The following is a 16048-nucleotide window of genomic DNA, read 5'->3' as shown; positions in this document are numbered from 1 at the left end:
CGTGATAACGCTTCCCGATTCCTGCAACAGAAAAACCTTCCGGACAGATGTCCGAAAGGTCGACTTCATTGAATACCTAGCGTCACAGCAAGTAATAAGGCGGCACATGCTAAAGCAATCCAAATCGCGAAGAGTTTCCAGACGAAACGTAACCATTGCTCATACGGAATGCCTGCGATCGCAAGAAACGCCATCAAATGCGCACTTGTCGGAAAAATCATGTTCGTCAATCCATCTCCGTATTGAAATGCTAAAACAGCTACTTGACGCTCGATACCGAGTAAGTCAGATAAAGGTGCCATGATTGGCATCGTTGTCGCGGCTTGCCCGCTCCCCGATGGAATGAAGAAATTCGTGATCAGTTGTACGATGTACATTCCGATGACAGCGAAGAACGTTGGTAAATGTCCTACGGCATTCGATAAGCCGTAAATGACCGTGTCAATGACACGACCTTCTTCAAGAATGACGACAATGGCACGGGCAAAGCCAACGATCAATGCACCGAACGTCACGGCTTTCGCCCCGTCAATCAGACTCTCAAAAGTACCGTTCACACCGAGTGTGATGATCCCAGCAATCAGTCCAATGATCAAGAACGAGGCTGTCAGTTCCGTCAAATACCAGCCCCACTCGAAAATTCCGATGACGTTGAGCGTGATTCCACCGATCAAAATCAGTAAAACAAAAGCATGACGTTTCGAAAAGCGTGAAATCGTCGTCGCTGCTTCTTCCGCACGACGTTGTTCGAGATCATAAACGAGGCTACGCGTTGGATCCTGTTTGACTTTCCGTGCGTAAGTCATGACATAAAGAATCGTTACGACTAAGAAAACGATATAAACGGCGGTTCGATAACCAAGACCGCTAAAGAGTGGAACTTCCGCGATCGATTGAGCAACACCTACCGTAAACGGATTCAGCATCCCGCCAGCAAAACCAACCGCCGCTCCTAAACTAACGATTGCAGCTCCTGTCATCGCGTCATAACCGAGTGCACGCGCGAGCATGATACCAATCGGTACAAAGATGATTGTTTCCTCTGCCATCCCGATTGTTGCTCCGGCAATCGAAAAGACGAACATCGTCATCGGAATCATGATGTGTCCCTTTTGACCAAACCGACGAATCAATTGATTGATTCCCGCTTCGATGGCACCCGTTTGACGAATGATGCCAAAGACACCACCGACTAAGAAAATGTAAAAGATGATCGCAGCGCCTGCTTCCATTCCTTTCGGGATCGCTTCGAATAAACCAAAGAAATTGACAGGTGCAGACTCCACCGCGCGATAGGTACCATCGATAACGACGGTCTGACCATCCTGTTTTTCACGGTCGAATTGTCCTGCTGGAAGCGTGTACGTCAAGATGACTGAAATAATGAGAATCGCCATGATGATGGCATATGTATGAGGCATCTTGAAGAATGATTGCTTCGACTGTGTGGCATCTGTTCGTTCATTCATGATAAAGGCCTCCTTTTTGTGTCATTATAAGAATAATGCCCTATTCAGGGAAAAACTAACAGTTTTAATGAAATGTTATGTGATTGTAAAAGAAAAGTGGAATACTTCTAACTTAAATAGAGCCTTTAATCGATCATGTCGCATGAAACAAAAAGGAAGGTATTCTAGGTCACGAACCCAGAATACCTTCCTTATGTGTTACGTCAATCTCTTCTGATTATGCTTGGAACGATTGAACGTCTAATGGTTTAGCAAGAGCTGTTTGTGCAAATGCAACGAATTGTCCGAAATGAGCACTTGTGTTATGAGCTTCGATCGCAGCTTGGTCTTCCCATTTTTCAATCATCATGAAGACATTTTCGTCTTCTGTACTTTGGAACAGATCGTAGCTGATGTTTCCAGCTTCAGCACGCGATCCTTCTACTAATGTTTTAGTTGCTGCTAAAAATTCTTCTCGTTTTGCGGGTTGTACTTCTAACTTTGCTTCGATGGCGATCATCGGAAAGCCTCCTTTGTAATTTCGTTAACTTAAGCATCGTAGCACCTCCCGATTCGTTACGCCATAAAGATGCTCGGACGATTGATGATATTTAATTACGGGTAATTATAGAGGGAATTATTACTTTGTACCACATCAGAGAAGGGAGCAACGAAGATGCGTGTTGAGGTATTTTACTTTGAGGATGACGGACATATTCCGAATAACCCTAATTTTCCGGTGTTGATTTATCGGCATGCATTTGAAGAACCGTCACGCATCGAACAGACTTTCCATTCACATGACTGGCGCAATAGCTGGGTAGATGGCATTTTTGATTTTCATCATTATCATAGCATCGCCCATGAAGTGATTGGTATCCTCGAAGGACATGCGACCGTCCAACTCGGTGGTCCACTCGGTAAGACCTTCACCTTGACGAGTGGAGATGTTCTCTTACTTCCTGCAGGCACAGGACACAAAGCACTTGATACAAGTCGACACTTCCGTGTGATCGGTGCCTATCCGAATGGTCAAGACTACGACACACTGACAGGTCAAACAAGTGAACGTCCGGAAAATCTTCAACGGATTCGTCAGGTGATACGTCCCGGTCAAGATCCTGTACTCGGTGATCACGGTCCTTTATTTGAGCATTGGTGACATCTCCTTCTTGTGAAGAAGACGTTTTTGTTCGGAGTTCGCGTGGTAAACCCTACTATTGTCTCTCTACTTAAAGGAGGAATTCGATGAACGCAACAGAAAAGACGCTAATACTTGCTGCATTAAAGCAAAAAACAGTGACGTTTCCCGATCAGACGCACGTTCGGGCACTTGGACAAGGCACATGGCGGATGGGAGAAGAATCGGAGAAACATGAAGCTGAAATCGAAGCACTCCGCGTCGGTCTCGACAGCGGAATGGAACTCATCGATACGGCAGAGATGTACGGGGAAGGCGCCTCTGAAGAATTGATTCGCGACGCGATCGCTGATCGACGCGAAGAAGTCTTTCTTGTCTCGAAAGTCTATCCGCATCACGCTGGTGGGGAAGCGTTAAAAAAAGCTTGTTCCAAATCGCTTGAACGTCTCGGTACGGATTATCTTGATCTCTATCTTCTTCACTGGCGTGGCGACATTCCACTAAAGGAAACCGTTGAAGGACTGGAAGCCTTAAAACAAGAAGGCAAGATTCGCCGTTGGGGTGTATCGAACTTTGACGTATCAGACATGAAAGAACTGTTAGCATTACCGAACGGTGATCAGTGTGCTGTCAATCAGGTACTCTATCACCTCGGCTCACGCGGAATTGAGTATGAACTGCTCCCGTTACTACGCGAACATGGTATTCCAGTAATGGCGTATTGCCCACTAGCTGAAGGTGGTTCACTGCGTGATCAACTCCTGAATCATCCGACCGTCGAGGAACTCGCTGAGACACATGGTGTTGAACCGGCACAGATCTTACTTGCTTGGGCGATGCGTGAAGGTGACGTCATCGCAATTCCTAAAGCAGGACAAGCACATCATGTCGAAGCCAACGGTCGCGCCGCACTTTTGAATTTAACAAAAGAAGAGCTAGCTGCACTTGATCAAGCGTTCCCAGCACCAACAAAAAAAGAACCACTCGATATCGTTTAAGGAGGTCATTTTCATGACAAAACATGTTCAACTCGGTCAATCTAACCTATTCGTTCACCCAATCGGGCTCGGTACGAATGCTGTCGGTGGACACAACTTGTATCCAAATCTTGATGAGCAAGCCGGACGCGATCTCGTTCGTGTCGCGTTACAGCAAGGGATCAATTTCCTCGACACAGCTTTCATCTACGGACCAGAACGTTCGGAGGAACTCGTCGGTGAAGTCTGGCACGACACGGTCGCTCGAGAAGATGTCGTCCTCGCGACGAAAGGTGCGCATCAGTTCGTTGACGGAAACGTCGTCATGAACAACTCACCTGACTTTCTCCGTCAATCGGTCGAAGATAGTTTAAAACGTCTTAAAACAGACTATATCGATTTATATTACATCCATTTCCCAGATGAATCGACACCGAAGGATGAAGCCGTCGCTGCACTTGCTGAACTGAAAAAAGAAGGAAAGATTCGCGCGATTGGTGTCTCGAATTTTTCACTCGAACAACTGAAGGAAGCGAACAAGGACGGACATGTCGACGTCTATCAAGGAGAATACAATCTGTTTAAACGGGATGCAGAAAAAGAGTTACTTCCATACATCGTTGAGAACGGCATGTCCTTCGTTCCGTACTTCCCACTCGCCGCTGGATTATTGGCAGGGAAATATACGAAAGAGACGACGTTTGATGATTTACGAAAAAACGACCCGTTGTTCCAAAAAGACGTCTTCGAACAAAACCTCGCAAAAGTCGATCAATTGCGTCCAATCGCAGACGCACACGATGCGGAAGTCGCACATGTCGTACTCGCCTGGTATTTGGCACAAGATGGCATCGATGCCATCATTCCTGGTGCGAAACGCCCGGATCAGGTGACAGATACGTTGCGTACGTTAGACGTTCAGTTATCGCAAGAGGATATCAAAAAAATCGACCAAATTTTTAGCTGATCGTTCTCTTCTTATGCACATGAGCAGAATAGGCGAAAAATCATGCTGAACTTCGTATGATGGAGGCATGGAGGCGATTGATCATGAAGCACCATTTTCATTTAACTGCAGACTGGCCGGGAAATCGCAATGATGTCGGTCAGATCGAGACAGGTGAGTTAAAAACAAAAATTTCAATTCCGGACGCTATGGATGGTCCAGGGGTTGGCACGAATCCAGATGAGATGTTGCTTGGCGCAGCTGCTACATGCTATATCATCACGCTTGCCGCAATGCTTGAGCGTAGTAATATCCCAAAAGTCTCCTTAACGATGGAATCTGAAGGCATCGTTGATGTCACGAACGGCGTCTTCACATACGATGCGATCATTCATCGTCCGAAACTCTTATTACCAGCCGATCTGTCGGATCGTGATGTGGAGAAGGCGCAACGTCTCGCTGAAAAAGCAGAAGGTTCGTGTATGATTACGCGGGCACTGGCTGGTAATGTCAAAGTATCGCTTGAGGCTGTGGTAGAGAGAATCTCAAATTAACAAACAAAAATCATCGTTTAACTTTTTAGTTGAACGATGATTTTTTACTTTATTTATCTACTTATTGGTATATTATTGATGATTTAATCATTTTAAATACCATTTACTATTATTCGGAGGATAACCATGTCTTATTATGAAACATTACGTTCTTCAACTGAAACTAATTCACAATCCGATGCAATAAGTGTATCTGTACCAGCACATGACTACACAACAGAATTACTTACACACCTCAATCAAGTACTGTATCAATCTTTAGACCATTTCCAAAAACAAGATAAACCTGATCAAATGGTTGAAACGGTCAATGAATGGCTCATGCATTTAAATCAACCTCTGATCGACTTGCCACTTCATCGTGAACTCACTACTAGCACAACACATGCTTTACCTACACAATATAAAAATTCTTTGCGTGCTTGGGAACTCATTGCTCCTGGCCAACTGGAACAAGAACAGTTATTGCATCATATTAGTCAAGAATTATGGACAGCATCTGCTGCCGATTGGATGGTGAGTTTTACACGTCATTCTGGAGTACAGACGCTTGTCCCAGCTTTGAAGGAAGCAGAAGCTCAAAGTAAATCAATCCGCATTTTGACTTCATTTTATATGAATATTACAGAAGCGAAGGCTATCCGACAGTTGATGGAATTCAGAAATATTGAAGTAAAAATTTATGAACCGATAAAAAAAAATCATGCGTTCCATCCGAAAGCTTATTTATTTTCTCGTCCTGATCAGTTGGATAGTGCTATTGTTGGGTCCTCTAATTTATCAAAGTCGGCTTTAACGCACGGTATGGAATGGAATATTCGTATACCTTCTACACCCGTCACAACATTAGTCACTCAAGCGAAAAACTTATTTGAACAACTTTGGAACAGCCCAGAAGCGACTATTTGTACAGAAGAATTATTACTTCAATACGAACAGTACCAACAAGAAACACCACCTATAAAATCATTTTCTATCCGCGATACAATTGCCGAACCTGCTGTCGATTACAACGTTATTGAACCGAACCTCATGCAGATTCCGGCTTTAGAAGAACTCGATCGTTTACGCGAGCGAAAAGAAACAAAAGCAATGGTCATTGCGGCAACTGGGACTGGAAAAACGTATTTAGCAGCTTTTGATGTCCGTCAAACTCAGGCTAAAAAAGTATTATTTGTTGCACATCGTGGAAAATTACTATCACAAGCTGAGCATACATTTAAACAAGTTTTTTCAAATGAAAATTATACATTTGGTAGATATTCAGGATCACAACAAATTCAAGATGCACAATTTACCTTTGCTACCGTTCAAACACTTTCAAAAGAGGTTCACCTTAATCAATTTTTACGGGATGCGTTTGACTACATCATTATTGATGAATTCCATCACGCTTCATCTGCTTCTTACCAAAACATTCTTGACTATTTTACGCCTCAATTTTTGCTTGGAGTAACAGCAACACCAGAGCGTATGGATGGTCAAAATATCTTCCAGCTTGTTGACTATAATATTGCTTACGAAGTTCGTCTGTATGATGCCTTAGCACAAGATTTACTTTCACCATTCCATTATTTTGGCATTCAAGATGATGAATCGATTGATTATTCTCTTATTCCTCAACAAAACGGCTTTTATGTAGAACAGGATCTGGTTGTTGCACTCGAACGCTCAACGCGAACAGATTATATTGTTGAAATGATTCGTAAATTTGGGTTCAGTGGTAATCAGGCTGTTGGATTAGGATTCTGTGTCAATATCAATCATGCAGAGTTTATGGAGAAGGAATTTAAACGACATCAGATTGAAGCAATGGCTGTTACAAGTAAACAGTCCGAAGAAGCACGCGAAGAAGCCATTCGCCGACTAGAGGATGATCAAGACCCACTGCAATATATTTTTACCGTTGACTTGTTTAACGAAGGAGTCGATATTCCAAAAGTCAATCTAATGCTATTTTTACGTCCAACGGAATCCCCTACTATTTTTATTCAACAATTGGGTCGAGGCTTACGTAAACACAGCTCAAAAGAATTTGTTACGATTTTAGATTTTATCGGAAATAGTCAAAAAGCTTTTGTTGCACCACTTGTGTTAGCTGGTCAACAATCGTTTCATTCTATTGATCGTTATAAAATTGCTACTGCTGTAAAACAACATTTTCCGATTCTACCCGAAGGATCTTTAGCTATTCTGGATTCAATTACAGAAAGATTTATTATTGAACAAATGAAAAAAATAGAGTTTTCAGCTAGCAAACAGCTTCGTGAAAGTTATCAACGATTGACACGTATGATCGGAAATCCTCCGAGTTTAAATGATTTAGTTACGCACAAAGACGCACCAGCTATTGAGAGTATTGTTCAGCAATGGAGAAGTACATTACGTCTTAAACAACTTGAAAAACATGCTACCGATGAAGAACTACGTTTACTGCAAGATGATACTACACGCAAAATTGTTGAACAGCTCGAAGGACTATTCCCAATTCGTGAGCCTTTCAGCTTACTGATTTTAAAACAGTTACTGCGTCATCCTTCTGCTTCAGTACAAGATATTGAACAAGAAGTTTTCAAAGAATTTGCCTTATCGACGAATCATTCTTTTTCAAAGCGCCCTATTATTCATCATCTTTTTAAACGCTGGTCTACTGCGTTAAAAAATGATCGTATTCAATTACTAGATGCTGTATCAGAAGAGCACTATCGCTTTTCAAATACAGTCGTCCAAGCACTTCAACAATCAACTGAATTGCGTTCATATATGATGCATTTTATCCAAGCAGGTCTACTTGCATTTCATCAACTACCAGATCGAATTAATTGGTTGATCGAAGACCAGGCGTTTCTATTACATCAAACATACAATCGTTCTGTTATCCAACGTCTTCTATGTTCACCAAGTCAGGAAGGTTCTTGGCGTGAAGGTGTAGCTCAAGCTGGTAACGACTACATTTTATTTGTGAATTTACACAAAGATGAAGCCATTGATGAGCAACTGAAATATAACGATTATTTCTTAGATCAATATCGTTTCCATTGGCAGTCTCAAAGTAATGCAACTGCTACAGGTAAAGCGGGTACTTTATATCAAAACCATGAGAGCGAAGGAATTCGTATTCATTTGTTTATGCGTAAAGCAGATAAAGAACAAGGAAAAACGCTACCGTTCACATACTTTGGCCAGTTAAAGCATCTTCAAAGTACAGGTTCTAAACCGATTAGTGTGACTTGGTCACTTCATTCTCCACTATCAATTGAACTGTTTAAGGAGTGGCAAACTCTTTCTTAATGTACTCAACTGCAGGAATATCGGCAGGAGCCCATTCAAGCTGATCAAGGTCTGAAACAGCCACCCAGCGAAGCTCTGCATGTTCTACGGCAATCGGTTCTCCTGTTACGATTTCAGCTTCAAACGTATGCAATGTAACAATAATAGCATCGTACTCGTAAGTCGTTTTTTCGATTGGTTGCTTGACCTTAATATTACATTTTAATTCTTCATTGATTTCACGAACTAACGACTGTGAGGGCGTTTCATGTAACTCAATTTTTCCACCAGGAAACTCCCATAAGTTGGGCAATGACATTTGGCTACTACGAAGTGCACATAATATTTCATTATGATCGTTGCGAATGACAGCACCTACAACTTGAACTTGTTTTTTCATTTTTTATGTTTCACTCCAAATCATTATAGATTTTTTAGTTCTCTGCTTATCATAACAAAAACCGTTATTCCTTTGACTTATGCAAAGAATAGCGGTTTTATTTATATACCAGTTATCCACATGTGGATAACTCCATTTATGGTATAATTATGCCACTTATCCACAATTAGAAATGAGGAAACTTACATGTCTCGTGAACTTTATCCGATCGTCGTCAAACCAGAATGGATTGAATCGATTCGAAGCGGGTATCCCGCGTTACGCAAGGAAATGTTCGAAGCCTTACACCATGTCAAAGAGGCAGGCGGACTGCTCCATCTGATGACAGAACATAAAGAATACCTCGCGACTGGTTATTTTGGCAAGCAAGAAAAAGGTGTCGGTTGGACTCTCTCAATGGACGAGCAAAAAGCGATTGATGTCGACTTCTTCAAACAACTTTTTGAACAAGCATTAGACAAACGAAACGAATTTTTTGAAGAGTATTCAGAAGCCTTCCGTATTTTTAACGGTGCAGGAGATGGTATCGGTGGTTTGACAATTGATTGTTACGATCATCATTACCTTATTACATTCGAAAATGAAGGCATCTATACATTCCGTCCATTGATTCTTGAAGCTCTTGAATCACTACTAAATTACAGAAGCATTTATGAAAAACGAGATTTCCTCGTCGATCTTCAACCCGTCAAAGGCGACGACTTTTTGAAAGGGGAACGAGGCGATTTTCCTGAAGTCGCACAAGAATACGGTGTATTGTATGAGTATGACTTGGATGCTGGTATGCGGACTGGTTTTGACATTGCCCAACGTGAACTTCGCCGAATCCTTCTCGATTCCGTCGAACGAAAAACCGTACTTAATCTCTTTTCTGATACAGGAACATTAACGGTAGCTGCCCTTTATGGTGAGGCTACTCAAACGACAAGCGTTGATTTCTCGACACGTAGTCGAAATAAGACAAAAGATAATCTTGTGTTGAACAGTTTTACTCCTGAGAAACAGAAGATTTTAGTTCAGGATGCGTTCGACTACATCGAACAAGCGGATAAGAAGACTCGTTTTGACGTCGTCTTGTTCCATCCGCCCGTACAAGTCAATACACGAACACGTCAGTTTCGGACCGAACAGGATCTCGCTCTTTGGATCCAAAAAGTCATTCATTTGACGAATCGCGGAGGACTGCTTGCGATTACGACAGATAGTCCCGCTCTTGATGCGTCACAATTGAAAAAAGCTGTGGAGCAGGCGTTCAACAAGTTGCGTCAAAAATTTGAAGTCGTATGGGAGCAGCCGGAGCAGAAAGATTTCCCGACTCCTCCTTCCATGCCACAACTCAATCCAAAAAGTATTCTTGTTCGCCGTAAATGACGTGTTATCTAAAAAATCCGTTACTGAATTTTTCAGTAACGGATTTTTTATATTTTTAACAGGAAATGTAAAATGAATGGAGAATCATTTTTAATGGGTTGGATATACACTCACTTTACCAAAGTGCGATGTTTGATCAAATCGTTGATAGAGATCGTTCAACGCATCGCGTTCATAGGGAATCTGCTCTTCAATTCGAATCTCAATCGTTCTCTCTTTCACTAAATGAATGAGTTCTGATAAGTGACGTTGCTGTTGTTTCATCTCCTCTACTTTTCCTTTCAGCAACGGAAGCGCGACGAACACAGCTTCAAGTGACAAGGCTTTACTATGCATCATCGTTAAATCTTGTGTCGTCCGTGTCGAGATCGAAATGATGCGTCCCCGCTCTTTTGCGAGTATGAACGATTCTTGTAAATGGTCACCACCAACTGTATCAATGATGACGTCGAATCCATCCAGATCGAGTCGTTTGAGCAATGTTTCAGCTGATTCTTCCTTGTACCGGTGAACGTGAATCCCTTTTGCTTCTAGCCAAGCTGCCTTCTCGTCAGAAGAGGCGCTCGCTGTAACGTCACATCCATAATGACGAGCAAGTTGAACGGTAAGATGTCCTACTCCACCCGTTCCGCCTGCTACATATACGCGGATTCCTGGGGTAATCGCGATTCGCTCTTTTAAAATTTCCATTGCTGTCAATCCAATCACCGGTAAACAACCAGCAACCTCAGCCGATACCCCTTCCGGTCGTAAGACTGCCATTTGTTCAGGCACAAGCATTTCTTCCGCTAACGCACCGGCGCGTTTTCCAAGTCCACCGCCGAATGCGACGATGCGATCGCCGACAGAAAAAGACGTCACACCCTCCCCGATTTCAATCACCTTCCCCGTTACATCACCCTGGAGAATTCCAGTCGTTGAAGCCGCCGCCACATGTCCGAAAAACATCTTCGTATCAAGTGGATTGATGCTTGACCCCTCGATTTGAACCCGTAATTCGTACTTCCCCGCTTTTTCGGGTGTGACGTCTTTTTCTGTAAGTGATGCATTTTTTCCGTACTGATCGACTACGAATGCTCTCATGAAGAATTCCCCCTTTTTCAATATTAGTCTATCATGATTCAGAATTCTCTCACATTAGTCGTTCATGCTATGATGAAGATATCTTATGACGAGAAGGGACGTTTTTGATTTGAAACAAGAATTGATTGATCGTCTAACTACATACGTGAAAGTCGATACACAGTCGAACTATGAGAGTATGACTGTTCCAACGACAGAAGGGCAATGGACACTAGCTCGTTTGCTCGTAGAAGAATTAAAGACAATTGGCATGGAAGAAGTCACCGTTGATGATAATGGTTATGTCATGGCGACATTACCTGCCAATACAGACGCAGACATTCCAACAATCGGTTTTCTCGCTCATCTCGATACAGCGACAGACTTCACAGGTACGAATGTCCGTCCACAACTCGTGGAAGCGTATGACGGACATCCCATCACGTTAAGTGAAGTGCCGTCCGTCACTCTATCACCAACTGATTTTCCTGCACTGCACAACTATGTCGGTCACACCTTGATGACGACGGATGGGACGACATTACTCGGAGCCGATAATAAAGCCGGAATCGCAGAAATCATGACAGCCATGCACCATTTGATTTCACATCCGGAAATTAAGCATGGTCGCATTCGTGTTGCCTTCACACCTGACGAAGAGATTGGTCGTGGACCACATCACTTTAATGTCGAAGCGTTCGATGCCACCTATGCTTATACGGTCGATGGCGGTCCGCTTGGTGAGCTTGAATACGAGAGCTTTAATGCAGCGGCGGCTAAAATCGTCTTCCACGGAACAAATGTCCATCCGGGAACAGCAAAAGATAAGATGGTCAATTCGCAGAAACATGCGATGGCGTTCCACGATCGTCTTCCCGGAGAAGAGTCTCCTGAATTCACGGATGGTTTTGAAGGATTCTTCCATCTGATTTCATTTGACGGCTCTGTTGAAAAAACGACGCTCGACTACATCATTCGTGATTTTGATCGTGAAGCCTTCGAGGGACGGAAACACTTCTTGTCTGCCCTTGTCGATGAGTGGAACAAAAAGTATGGTGCTGGTAGTGTGGAAATCGACTTACACGATCAGTACTACAACATGCGTGAAAAAATTGAGCCCCACATGCACATCGTTGATATTGCTCATGCAGCGATGGAGTCGCTTGATATTACGCCAATCGTTAAACCGATTCGTGGTGGAACAGATGGATCACAACTCTCATACATGGGACTTCCGACACCGAACATTTTTACCGGCGGTGAGAACTATCATGGCAAGTTCGAGTTTATCTCTATCGATAACATGGTGAAAGCAACACAAGTCATCATTGCCATCGCTCAAGGTTTTGAACAAGCTTCGCACTAATCAAAAAGCAGATTCTCAGCGCTGAGAATCTGCTTTTTTCACGTCTACCGTTGTGGTCTTTAAGCGGTTTATCTTAGACATATTTCAATTAGTTTTTTTCTTGTGTCGTACCGTCAGGAATCGGTAGTTGAACCATACTCCCTGATCCACTGACGAGTGGTGATTTCCCGTCCCACTTCTTGACGGCTTCGTATTGAATCATTTCTTTCGTCAACGTCTTCTGTAATTCTTTTTGTGCTTTTGCCAATCCTTGAGCTTCGATCAAACGCGCATCGGCTGCTCCTTTTGCTTCTACGCGAAGGCGCTCTGCCTCTGCTTTAGCGATTTCAAGATCCGTTTTCTTTTTATCGAGTTCCTGCGACGCTTTGACACGCGCATCGATTGCTTCCTGTGTCTTTTCATCTGGTTTTGGTGCACCGAGTGCGACATCCTCGATGATGAAACCGATGTCCTTGACGTCTTCTGCAAACTGCGTCTGAATGCTCGTCGAGACGTTTCCTGATTTTTCACCGAACAGTTCAAGGACAGTAACTTTCGAGATTTGCTCACGCGACGCATCATAGAGTCGTTGTTTCAAGTAACCTTTGGCAATCTCATCGATTTCGATCGGTCCGAACTTGTTGAAGACTTTTGTCACCTTATCCGGCGAAACGGAGAAGCTGTATGTAAAGTCGACGACGATGTTCTTTCCGTCTTTAGTCGCAAGCGTCATGTTATCAAGCGATTTCGTCTGTGTACGGATCGGATACTCCGTCACCCGTGTGATCGGTGAAACGACATGCCAGCCTTGCGATAACGTCTCATCTTTGACACCGCTTGACGGGGTGTAAACGACACCAACTTGCCCGGGTTCGATTTGTTCGACGACGAACGGCGTTGTAGCAAGCAGGGCTAATACAAGTACACCGGCGATGATCATCGATGGACGAATTTTTTTCTTTGGTTTGATTTCTCTCATTCTGAATCTCCTTTATCAATCTTTTCTTGGATATAGCGATAGAGTTCCATGCCAAGCAAAACGATGAGGGCGAAAAACAATAACGTGAAAAAGATGGCCATCTAACCCCTCCTCTAGCGAATTCCTTATTTTCTTTTACGCATCCATCTGGAAAATGTTTCATTATTTTAAATGTCCGGTTGCTTATTTTTAATTTCTGTCCTAATATGGAAAGAACTTTGCCTGCTCTACGACAGATCACGATTTGTGGTACACTCGAATGAGCACATCACTTACTAGAAACGAGGGTTCATCTCTATATGATTACAGTACAAAACGTCGGTCTTCGCTTTGCGGACCGAAAATTATTCGAAGACGTTAACATCAAGTTCACGCCAGGTAACTGTTACGGTCTGATCGGTGCGAACGGTGCCGGTAAATCAACGTTCTTGAAAATTCTCGCTGGTGACATTGAAGCACAACAAGGCGATGTCATCATCACACCAGGCGAACGCTTAGGCGTCCTTCGCCAGAACCATTACGAATACGAAGAATTCCAAGTCATCGAAACAGTCATGATGGGACACAAACGTCTCTATGAAGTCATGAAAGAAAAAGATGCGATTTATATGAAAGAAGATTTTTCAGATGAGGACGGCATGCGTGCTGCTGAACTCGAAGGTGAATTCGCTGAAATGAACGGTTGGGAAGCGGAGTCGGAAGCAGCGATGCTTCTACAAGGACTTGGCATCAAGGAAGACCTTCACTCGAAAACGATGGCTGAGCTGACAGGATCTGAAAAAGTTAAAGTCTTGCTTGCCCAAGCATTGTTCGGTAAACCTGACATTCTTTTACTCGATGAGCCGACAAACGGACTCGACCTGAAAGCTGTCAAATGGCTTGAAGAATTCTTGATCGGATTCGAAAACACGGTCATCGTCATTTCCCACGACCGTCACTTCTTGAACAACGTCTGTACGCACATGGCGGATCTTGATTACGGTAAGATCCAACTGTATATCGGAAACTATGATTTCTGGTATGAATCAAGTCAGCTTGCTTCGCGTATGGCAAGTGACCAAAACAAGAAAAAAGAAGAGAAGATTAAAGAACTTCAAGCCTTCATCGCACGTTTCAGCTCAAACGCTTCGAAAGCGAAACAAGCGACGTCACGGAAGAAATTGCTTGATAAAATCACACTCGACGACATTCGTCCATCATCACGTCGTTATCCGTTCGTTGGCTTTACGCCAGAACGCGAAATCGGAAATGATCTCTTGATGGTCGATGGTCTCTCGAAGACGATCGATGGCGTCAAAGTCCTTGATAATGTCCGCTTCTCGTTGAACAAGACGGATAAAGTCGCGTTCATCAGCCAGAGCGATATCGCGATCACGACACTATTCAAAATCCTTATGGGTGAGATGGAACCGGACAGCGGTACATTCAAATGGGGCGTCACGACTTCCCAATCATACTTGCCGAAAGATAACTCGGAATTCTTCGAAGGCTCGGATAAGACGATCCTCGATTGGCTCCGTCAGTATTCACCGGCAGATGAGAGCGATACGTTCCTCCGTGGATTCCTCGGTCGGATGCTCTTCTCAGGAGAAGAAGTCATGAAAAAAGCATCTGTCTTATCCGGGGGCGAAAAAGTCCGTTGTATGCTTTCAAAAGCGATGCTCAGTGGTGCTAACGTCCTTGTACTCGACGATCCAACGAACCACTTGGATCTCGAATCGATCACGGCACTCAACGATGGTTTGATCGCTTATAAAGGCGCAATGCTCTTCAGCTCGCATGACCACCAGTTCGTCGAAACGATCGCGAACCGCATCATCGAGTTGACACCAAACGGTATCGTCGATAAAGAAACGACATACGATGAGTATTTGAACAACGATACGATCCAACAGCAATTAACAGCGTTATACGCACAATGATTTTAAAAGAGACCGGAACTGTCGTTTCGGTCTCTTTTTTGAACACGTTGAAGGAGGAATGCGATATGCGACATCGCGTATGCGCTGCGTTGATTGAAGAGCAACAGATTCTAATGGTCGAGTTACATACCCCTTCCCGGACATTTTGGACGTTACCCGGCGGAGGTGTCGAGAACGGTGAAACTAAAGAGCATGCCGTCGTGCGAGAAGTGTTAGAAGAAACGCATCTTCACGTCACGGTCGAACGGAAACTTTACGAGATTTCAATGGATCAAGGAACAGAGACATGTTTTCTCGTTCGCCGTGTCTTAGATAGTCCTGAACCTCGACTCGGGATCGATCCTGAACTATCGCTTGATCAACAAGAATTACGAGCTGTTCGGTTTTGACCATTAAAGGAGCTTCAAGATGATTCACAGATTTCTCGTTTGCGTCGACTATCGTAACGATATAATCTTTGGATTAAATGAAAATTTAATAACCGTATTTATACTTAAAAATAGTAGTCGGTAACTAAGCTTTTTGATAATCCAAAATCGCTCGATCCAGCGATAGAAAACGAGAACGTTATCAAGGTGTCGACTGCCTATCCGTTTTACCGAGTGGTCACAAATCGTATACGAATCGATAAGA

The 16048-nt window shown here is 43.4% G+C and carries 14 protein-coding genes; 9 read left to right on the top strand and 5 right to left on the bottom strand.

Annotation, left to right across the window (positions count from 1 at the left end):
- Positions 1-65: 65 nt before the first annotated feature.
- Both Q7C19_RS13090 and Q7C19_RS13085 read right to left on the bottom strand, forming a co-directional pair.
- Positions 66-1469 (bottom strand): YfcC family protein, encoded by a 1404-nt coding sequence (locus tag Q7C19_RS13090; protein ID WP_308102307.1) that lies wholly within the window; start codon positions 1467-1469, stop codon positions 66-68.
- A 217-nt stretch (positions 1470-1686) separates the two neighbouring features.
- Positions 1687-1968: a putative quinol monooxygenase gene (locus tag Q7C19_RS13085; RefSeq protein ID WP_035411908.1), complete on the bottom strand. Its 282-nt coding sequence runs from the start codon at positions 1966-1968 to the stop codon at positions 1687-1689.
- 156 nt (positions 1969-2124) lie between these two features.
- Between Q7C19_RS13085 and Q7C19_RS13080 the strand changes: the two genes are divergently transcribed.
- The 5 genes from Q7C19_RS13080 to Q7C19_RS13060 all read left to right on the top strand — a co-directional run bounded on the left by Q7C19_RS13080 (position 2125) and on the right by Q7C19_RS13060 (position 8357).
- Positions 2125-2610, top strand: a complete 486-nt coding sequence (locus Q7C19_RS13080; RefSeq protein WP_290755279.1) for a cupin domain-containing protein — start codon at positions 2125-2127, stop codon at positions 2608-2610.
- An 86-nt stretch (positions 2611-2696) separates the two neighbouring features.
- Entirely contained in the window at positions 2697-3587 is an 891-nt protein-coding gene (locus Q7C19_RS13075; RefSeq protein WP_214856595.1) for an aldo/keto reductase, read from the top strand.
- 13 nt (positions 3588-3600) lie between these two features.
- Positions 3601-4533, top strand: coding sequence for an aldo/keto reductase (locus Q7C19_RS13070; protein WP_375092306.1), 933 nt, complete (start codon positions 3601-3603; stop codon positions 4531-4533).
- 80 nt (positions 4534-4613) lie between these two features.
- Positions 4614-5066 (top strand): OsmC family protein, encoded by a 453-nt coding sequence (locus Q7C19_RS13065; protein ID WP_155960205.1) that lies wholly within the window; start codon positions 4614-4616, stop codon positions 5064-5066.
- 126 nt (positions 5067-5192) lie between these two features.
- Positions 5193-8357 (top strand): DEAD/DEAH box helicase, encoded by a 3165-nt coding sequence (locus tag Q7C19_RS13060; RefSeq protein ID WP_052019149.1) that lies wholly within the window; start codon positions 5193-5195, stop codon positions 8355-8357.
- Here Q7C19_RS13060 and Q7C19_RS13055 read toward each other — a convergent pair.
- Complete coding sequence (locus Q7C19_RS13055; RefSeq protein WP_035411892.1) at positions 8332-8736, bottom strand: (deoxy)nucleoside triphosphate pyrophosphohydrolase; 405 nt, start codon at positions 8734-8736, stop codon at positions 8332-8334. The two genes, Q7C19_RS13060 and Q7C19_RS13055, sit on opposite strands and share 26 nt — an antisense overlap.
- Positions 8737-8922: 186 nt before the next feature.
- Here Q7C19_RS13055 and Q7C19_RS13050 point away from each other — a divergent pair, with 186 nt between their 5' ends.
- Positions 8923-10107 carry a class I SAM-dependent rRNA methyltransferase gene (locus tag Q7C19_RS13050; protein ID WP_375092305.1) on the top strand — a complete coding sequence of 395 codons (1185 nt, stop codon included), beginning with the start codon at positions 8923-8925 and terminating at the stop codon, positions 10105-10107.
- A 90-nt stretch (positions 10108-10197) separates the two neighbouring features.
- Here Q7C19_RS13050 and Q7C19_RS13045 read toward each other — a convergent pair whose 3' ends face one another.
- Positions 10198-11190 carry a zinc-binding dehydrogenase gene (locus Q7C19_RS13045; RefSeq protein WP_375092304.1) on the bottom strand — a complete coding sequence of 331 codons (993 nt, stop codon included), beginning with the start codon at positions 11188-11190 and terminating at the stop codon, positions 10198-10200.
- 109 nt (positions 11191-11299) lie between these two features.
- On the opposite strand from Q7C19_RS13045, the gene pepT reads away from it, so the two are divergent.
- Entirely contained in the window at positions 11300-12535 is a 1236-nt protein-coding gene (gene pepT, locus Q7C19_RS13040) for a peptidase T (protein ID WP_375092303.1), read from the top strand.
- An 88-nt stretch (positions 12536-12623) separates the two neighbouring features.
- Here pepT and Q7C19_RS13035 read toward each other — a convergent pair whose 3' ends face one another.
- The gene (locus tag Q7C19_RS13035; RefSeq protein ID WP_058713675.1) at positions 12624-13493 is read right to left on the bottom strand and encodes a prohibitin family protein; all 870 of its coding nucleotides are present in this window, start codon (positions 13491-13493) and stop codon (positions 12624-12626) included.
- A 299-nt stretch (positions 13494-13792) separates the two neighbouring features.
- Between Q7C19_RS13035 and Q7C19_RS13030 the strand changes: the two genes are divergently transcribed.
- Together Q7C19_RS13030 and Q7C19_RS13025 are read left to right on the top strand one after the other, a co-directional pair.
- Complete coding sequence (locus tag Q7C19_RS13030; protein ID WP_035411871.1) at positions 13793-15415, top strand: ABC-F family ATP-binding cassette domain-containing protein; 1623 nt, start codon at positions 13793-13795, stop codon at positions 15413-15415.
- A 65-nt stretch (positions 15416-15480) separates the two neighbouring features.
- Positions 15481-15804, top strand: coding sequence for an NUDIX domain-containing protein (locus tag Q7C19_RS13025; RefSeq protein WP_312067175.1), 324 nt, complete (start codon positions 15481-15483; stop codon positions 15802-15804).
- Positions 15805-16048 lie beyond the last annotated feature (244 nt).

Source organism: Exiguobacterium sp. PHA03 (assembly GCF_041945985.1).
GTDB lineage: Bacteria > Bacillota > Bacilli > Exiguobacteriales > Exiguobacteriaceae > Exiguobacterium_A.
Note: the sequence above shows the minus strand (reverse complement) of the source record. Positions and strands in the feature narration are given on the sequence as shown.

Coding starts and splice junctions, on each gene's coding strand:
- Q7C19_RS13090 (WP_308102307.1), bottom strand. CDS start 1,469: ATGAATGAACGAACAGATGCCACACAGTCGAAGCAATCATTCTTCAAG.
- Q7C19_RS13085 (WP_035411908.1), bottom strand. CDS start 1,968: ATGATCGCCATCGAAGCAAAGTTAGAAGTACAACCCGCAAAACGAGAA.
- Q7C19_RS13080 (WP_290755279.1), top strand. CDS start 2,125: ATGCGTGTTGAGGTATTTTACTTTGAGGATGACGGACATATTCCGAAT.
- Q7C19_RS13075 (WP_214856595.1), top strand. CDS start 2,697: ATGAACGCAACAGAAAAGACGCTAATACTTGCTGCATTAAAGCAAAAA.
- Q7C19_RS13070 (WP_375092306.1), top strand. CDS start 3,601: ATGACAAAACATGTTCAACTCGGTCAATCTAACCTATTCGTTCACCCA.
- Q7C19_RS13060 (WP_052019149.1), top strand. CDS start 5,193: ATGTCTTATTATGAAACATTACGTTCTTCAACTGAAACTAATTCACAA.
- Q7C19_RS13055 (WP_035411892.1), bottom strand. CDS start 8,736: ATGAAAAAACAAGTTCAAGTTGTAGGTGCTGTCATTCGCAACGATCAT.
- Q7C19_RS13050 (WP_375092305.1), top strand. CDS start 8,923: ATGTCTCGTGAACTTTATCCGATCGTCGTCAAACCAGAATGGATTGAA.
- Q7C19_RS13045 (WP_375092304.1), bottom strand. CDS start 11,190: ATGAGAGCATTCGTAGTCGATCAGTACGGAAAAAATGCATCACTTACA.
- Q7C19_RS13035 (WP_058713675.1), bottom strand. CDS start 13,493: ATGAGAGAAATCAAACCAAAGAAAAAAATTCGTCCATCGATGATCATC.
- Q7C19_RS13030 (WP_035411871.1), top strand. CDS start 13,793: ATGATTACAGTACAAAACGTCGGTCTTCGCTTTGCGGACCGAAAATTA.
- Q7C19_RS13025 (WP_312067175.1), top strand. CDS start 15,481: ATGCGACATCGCGTATGCGCTGCGTTGATTGAAGAGCAACAGATTCTA.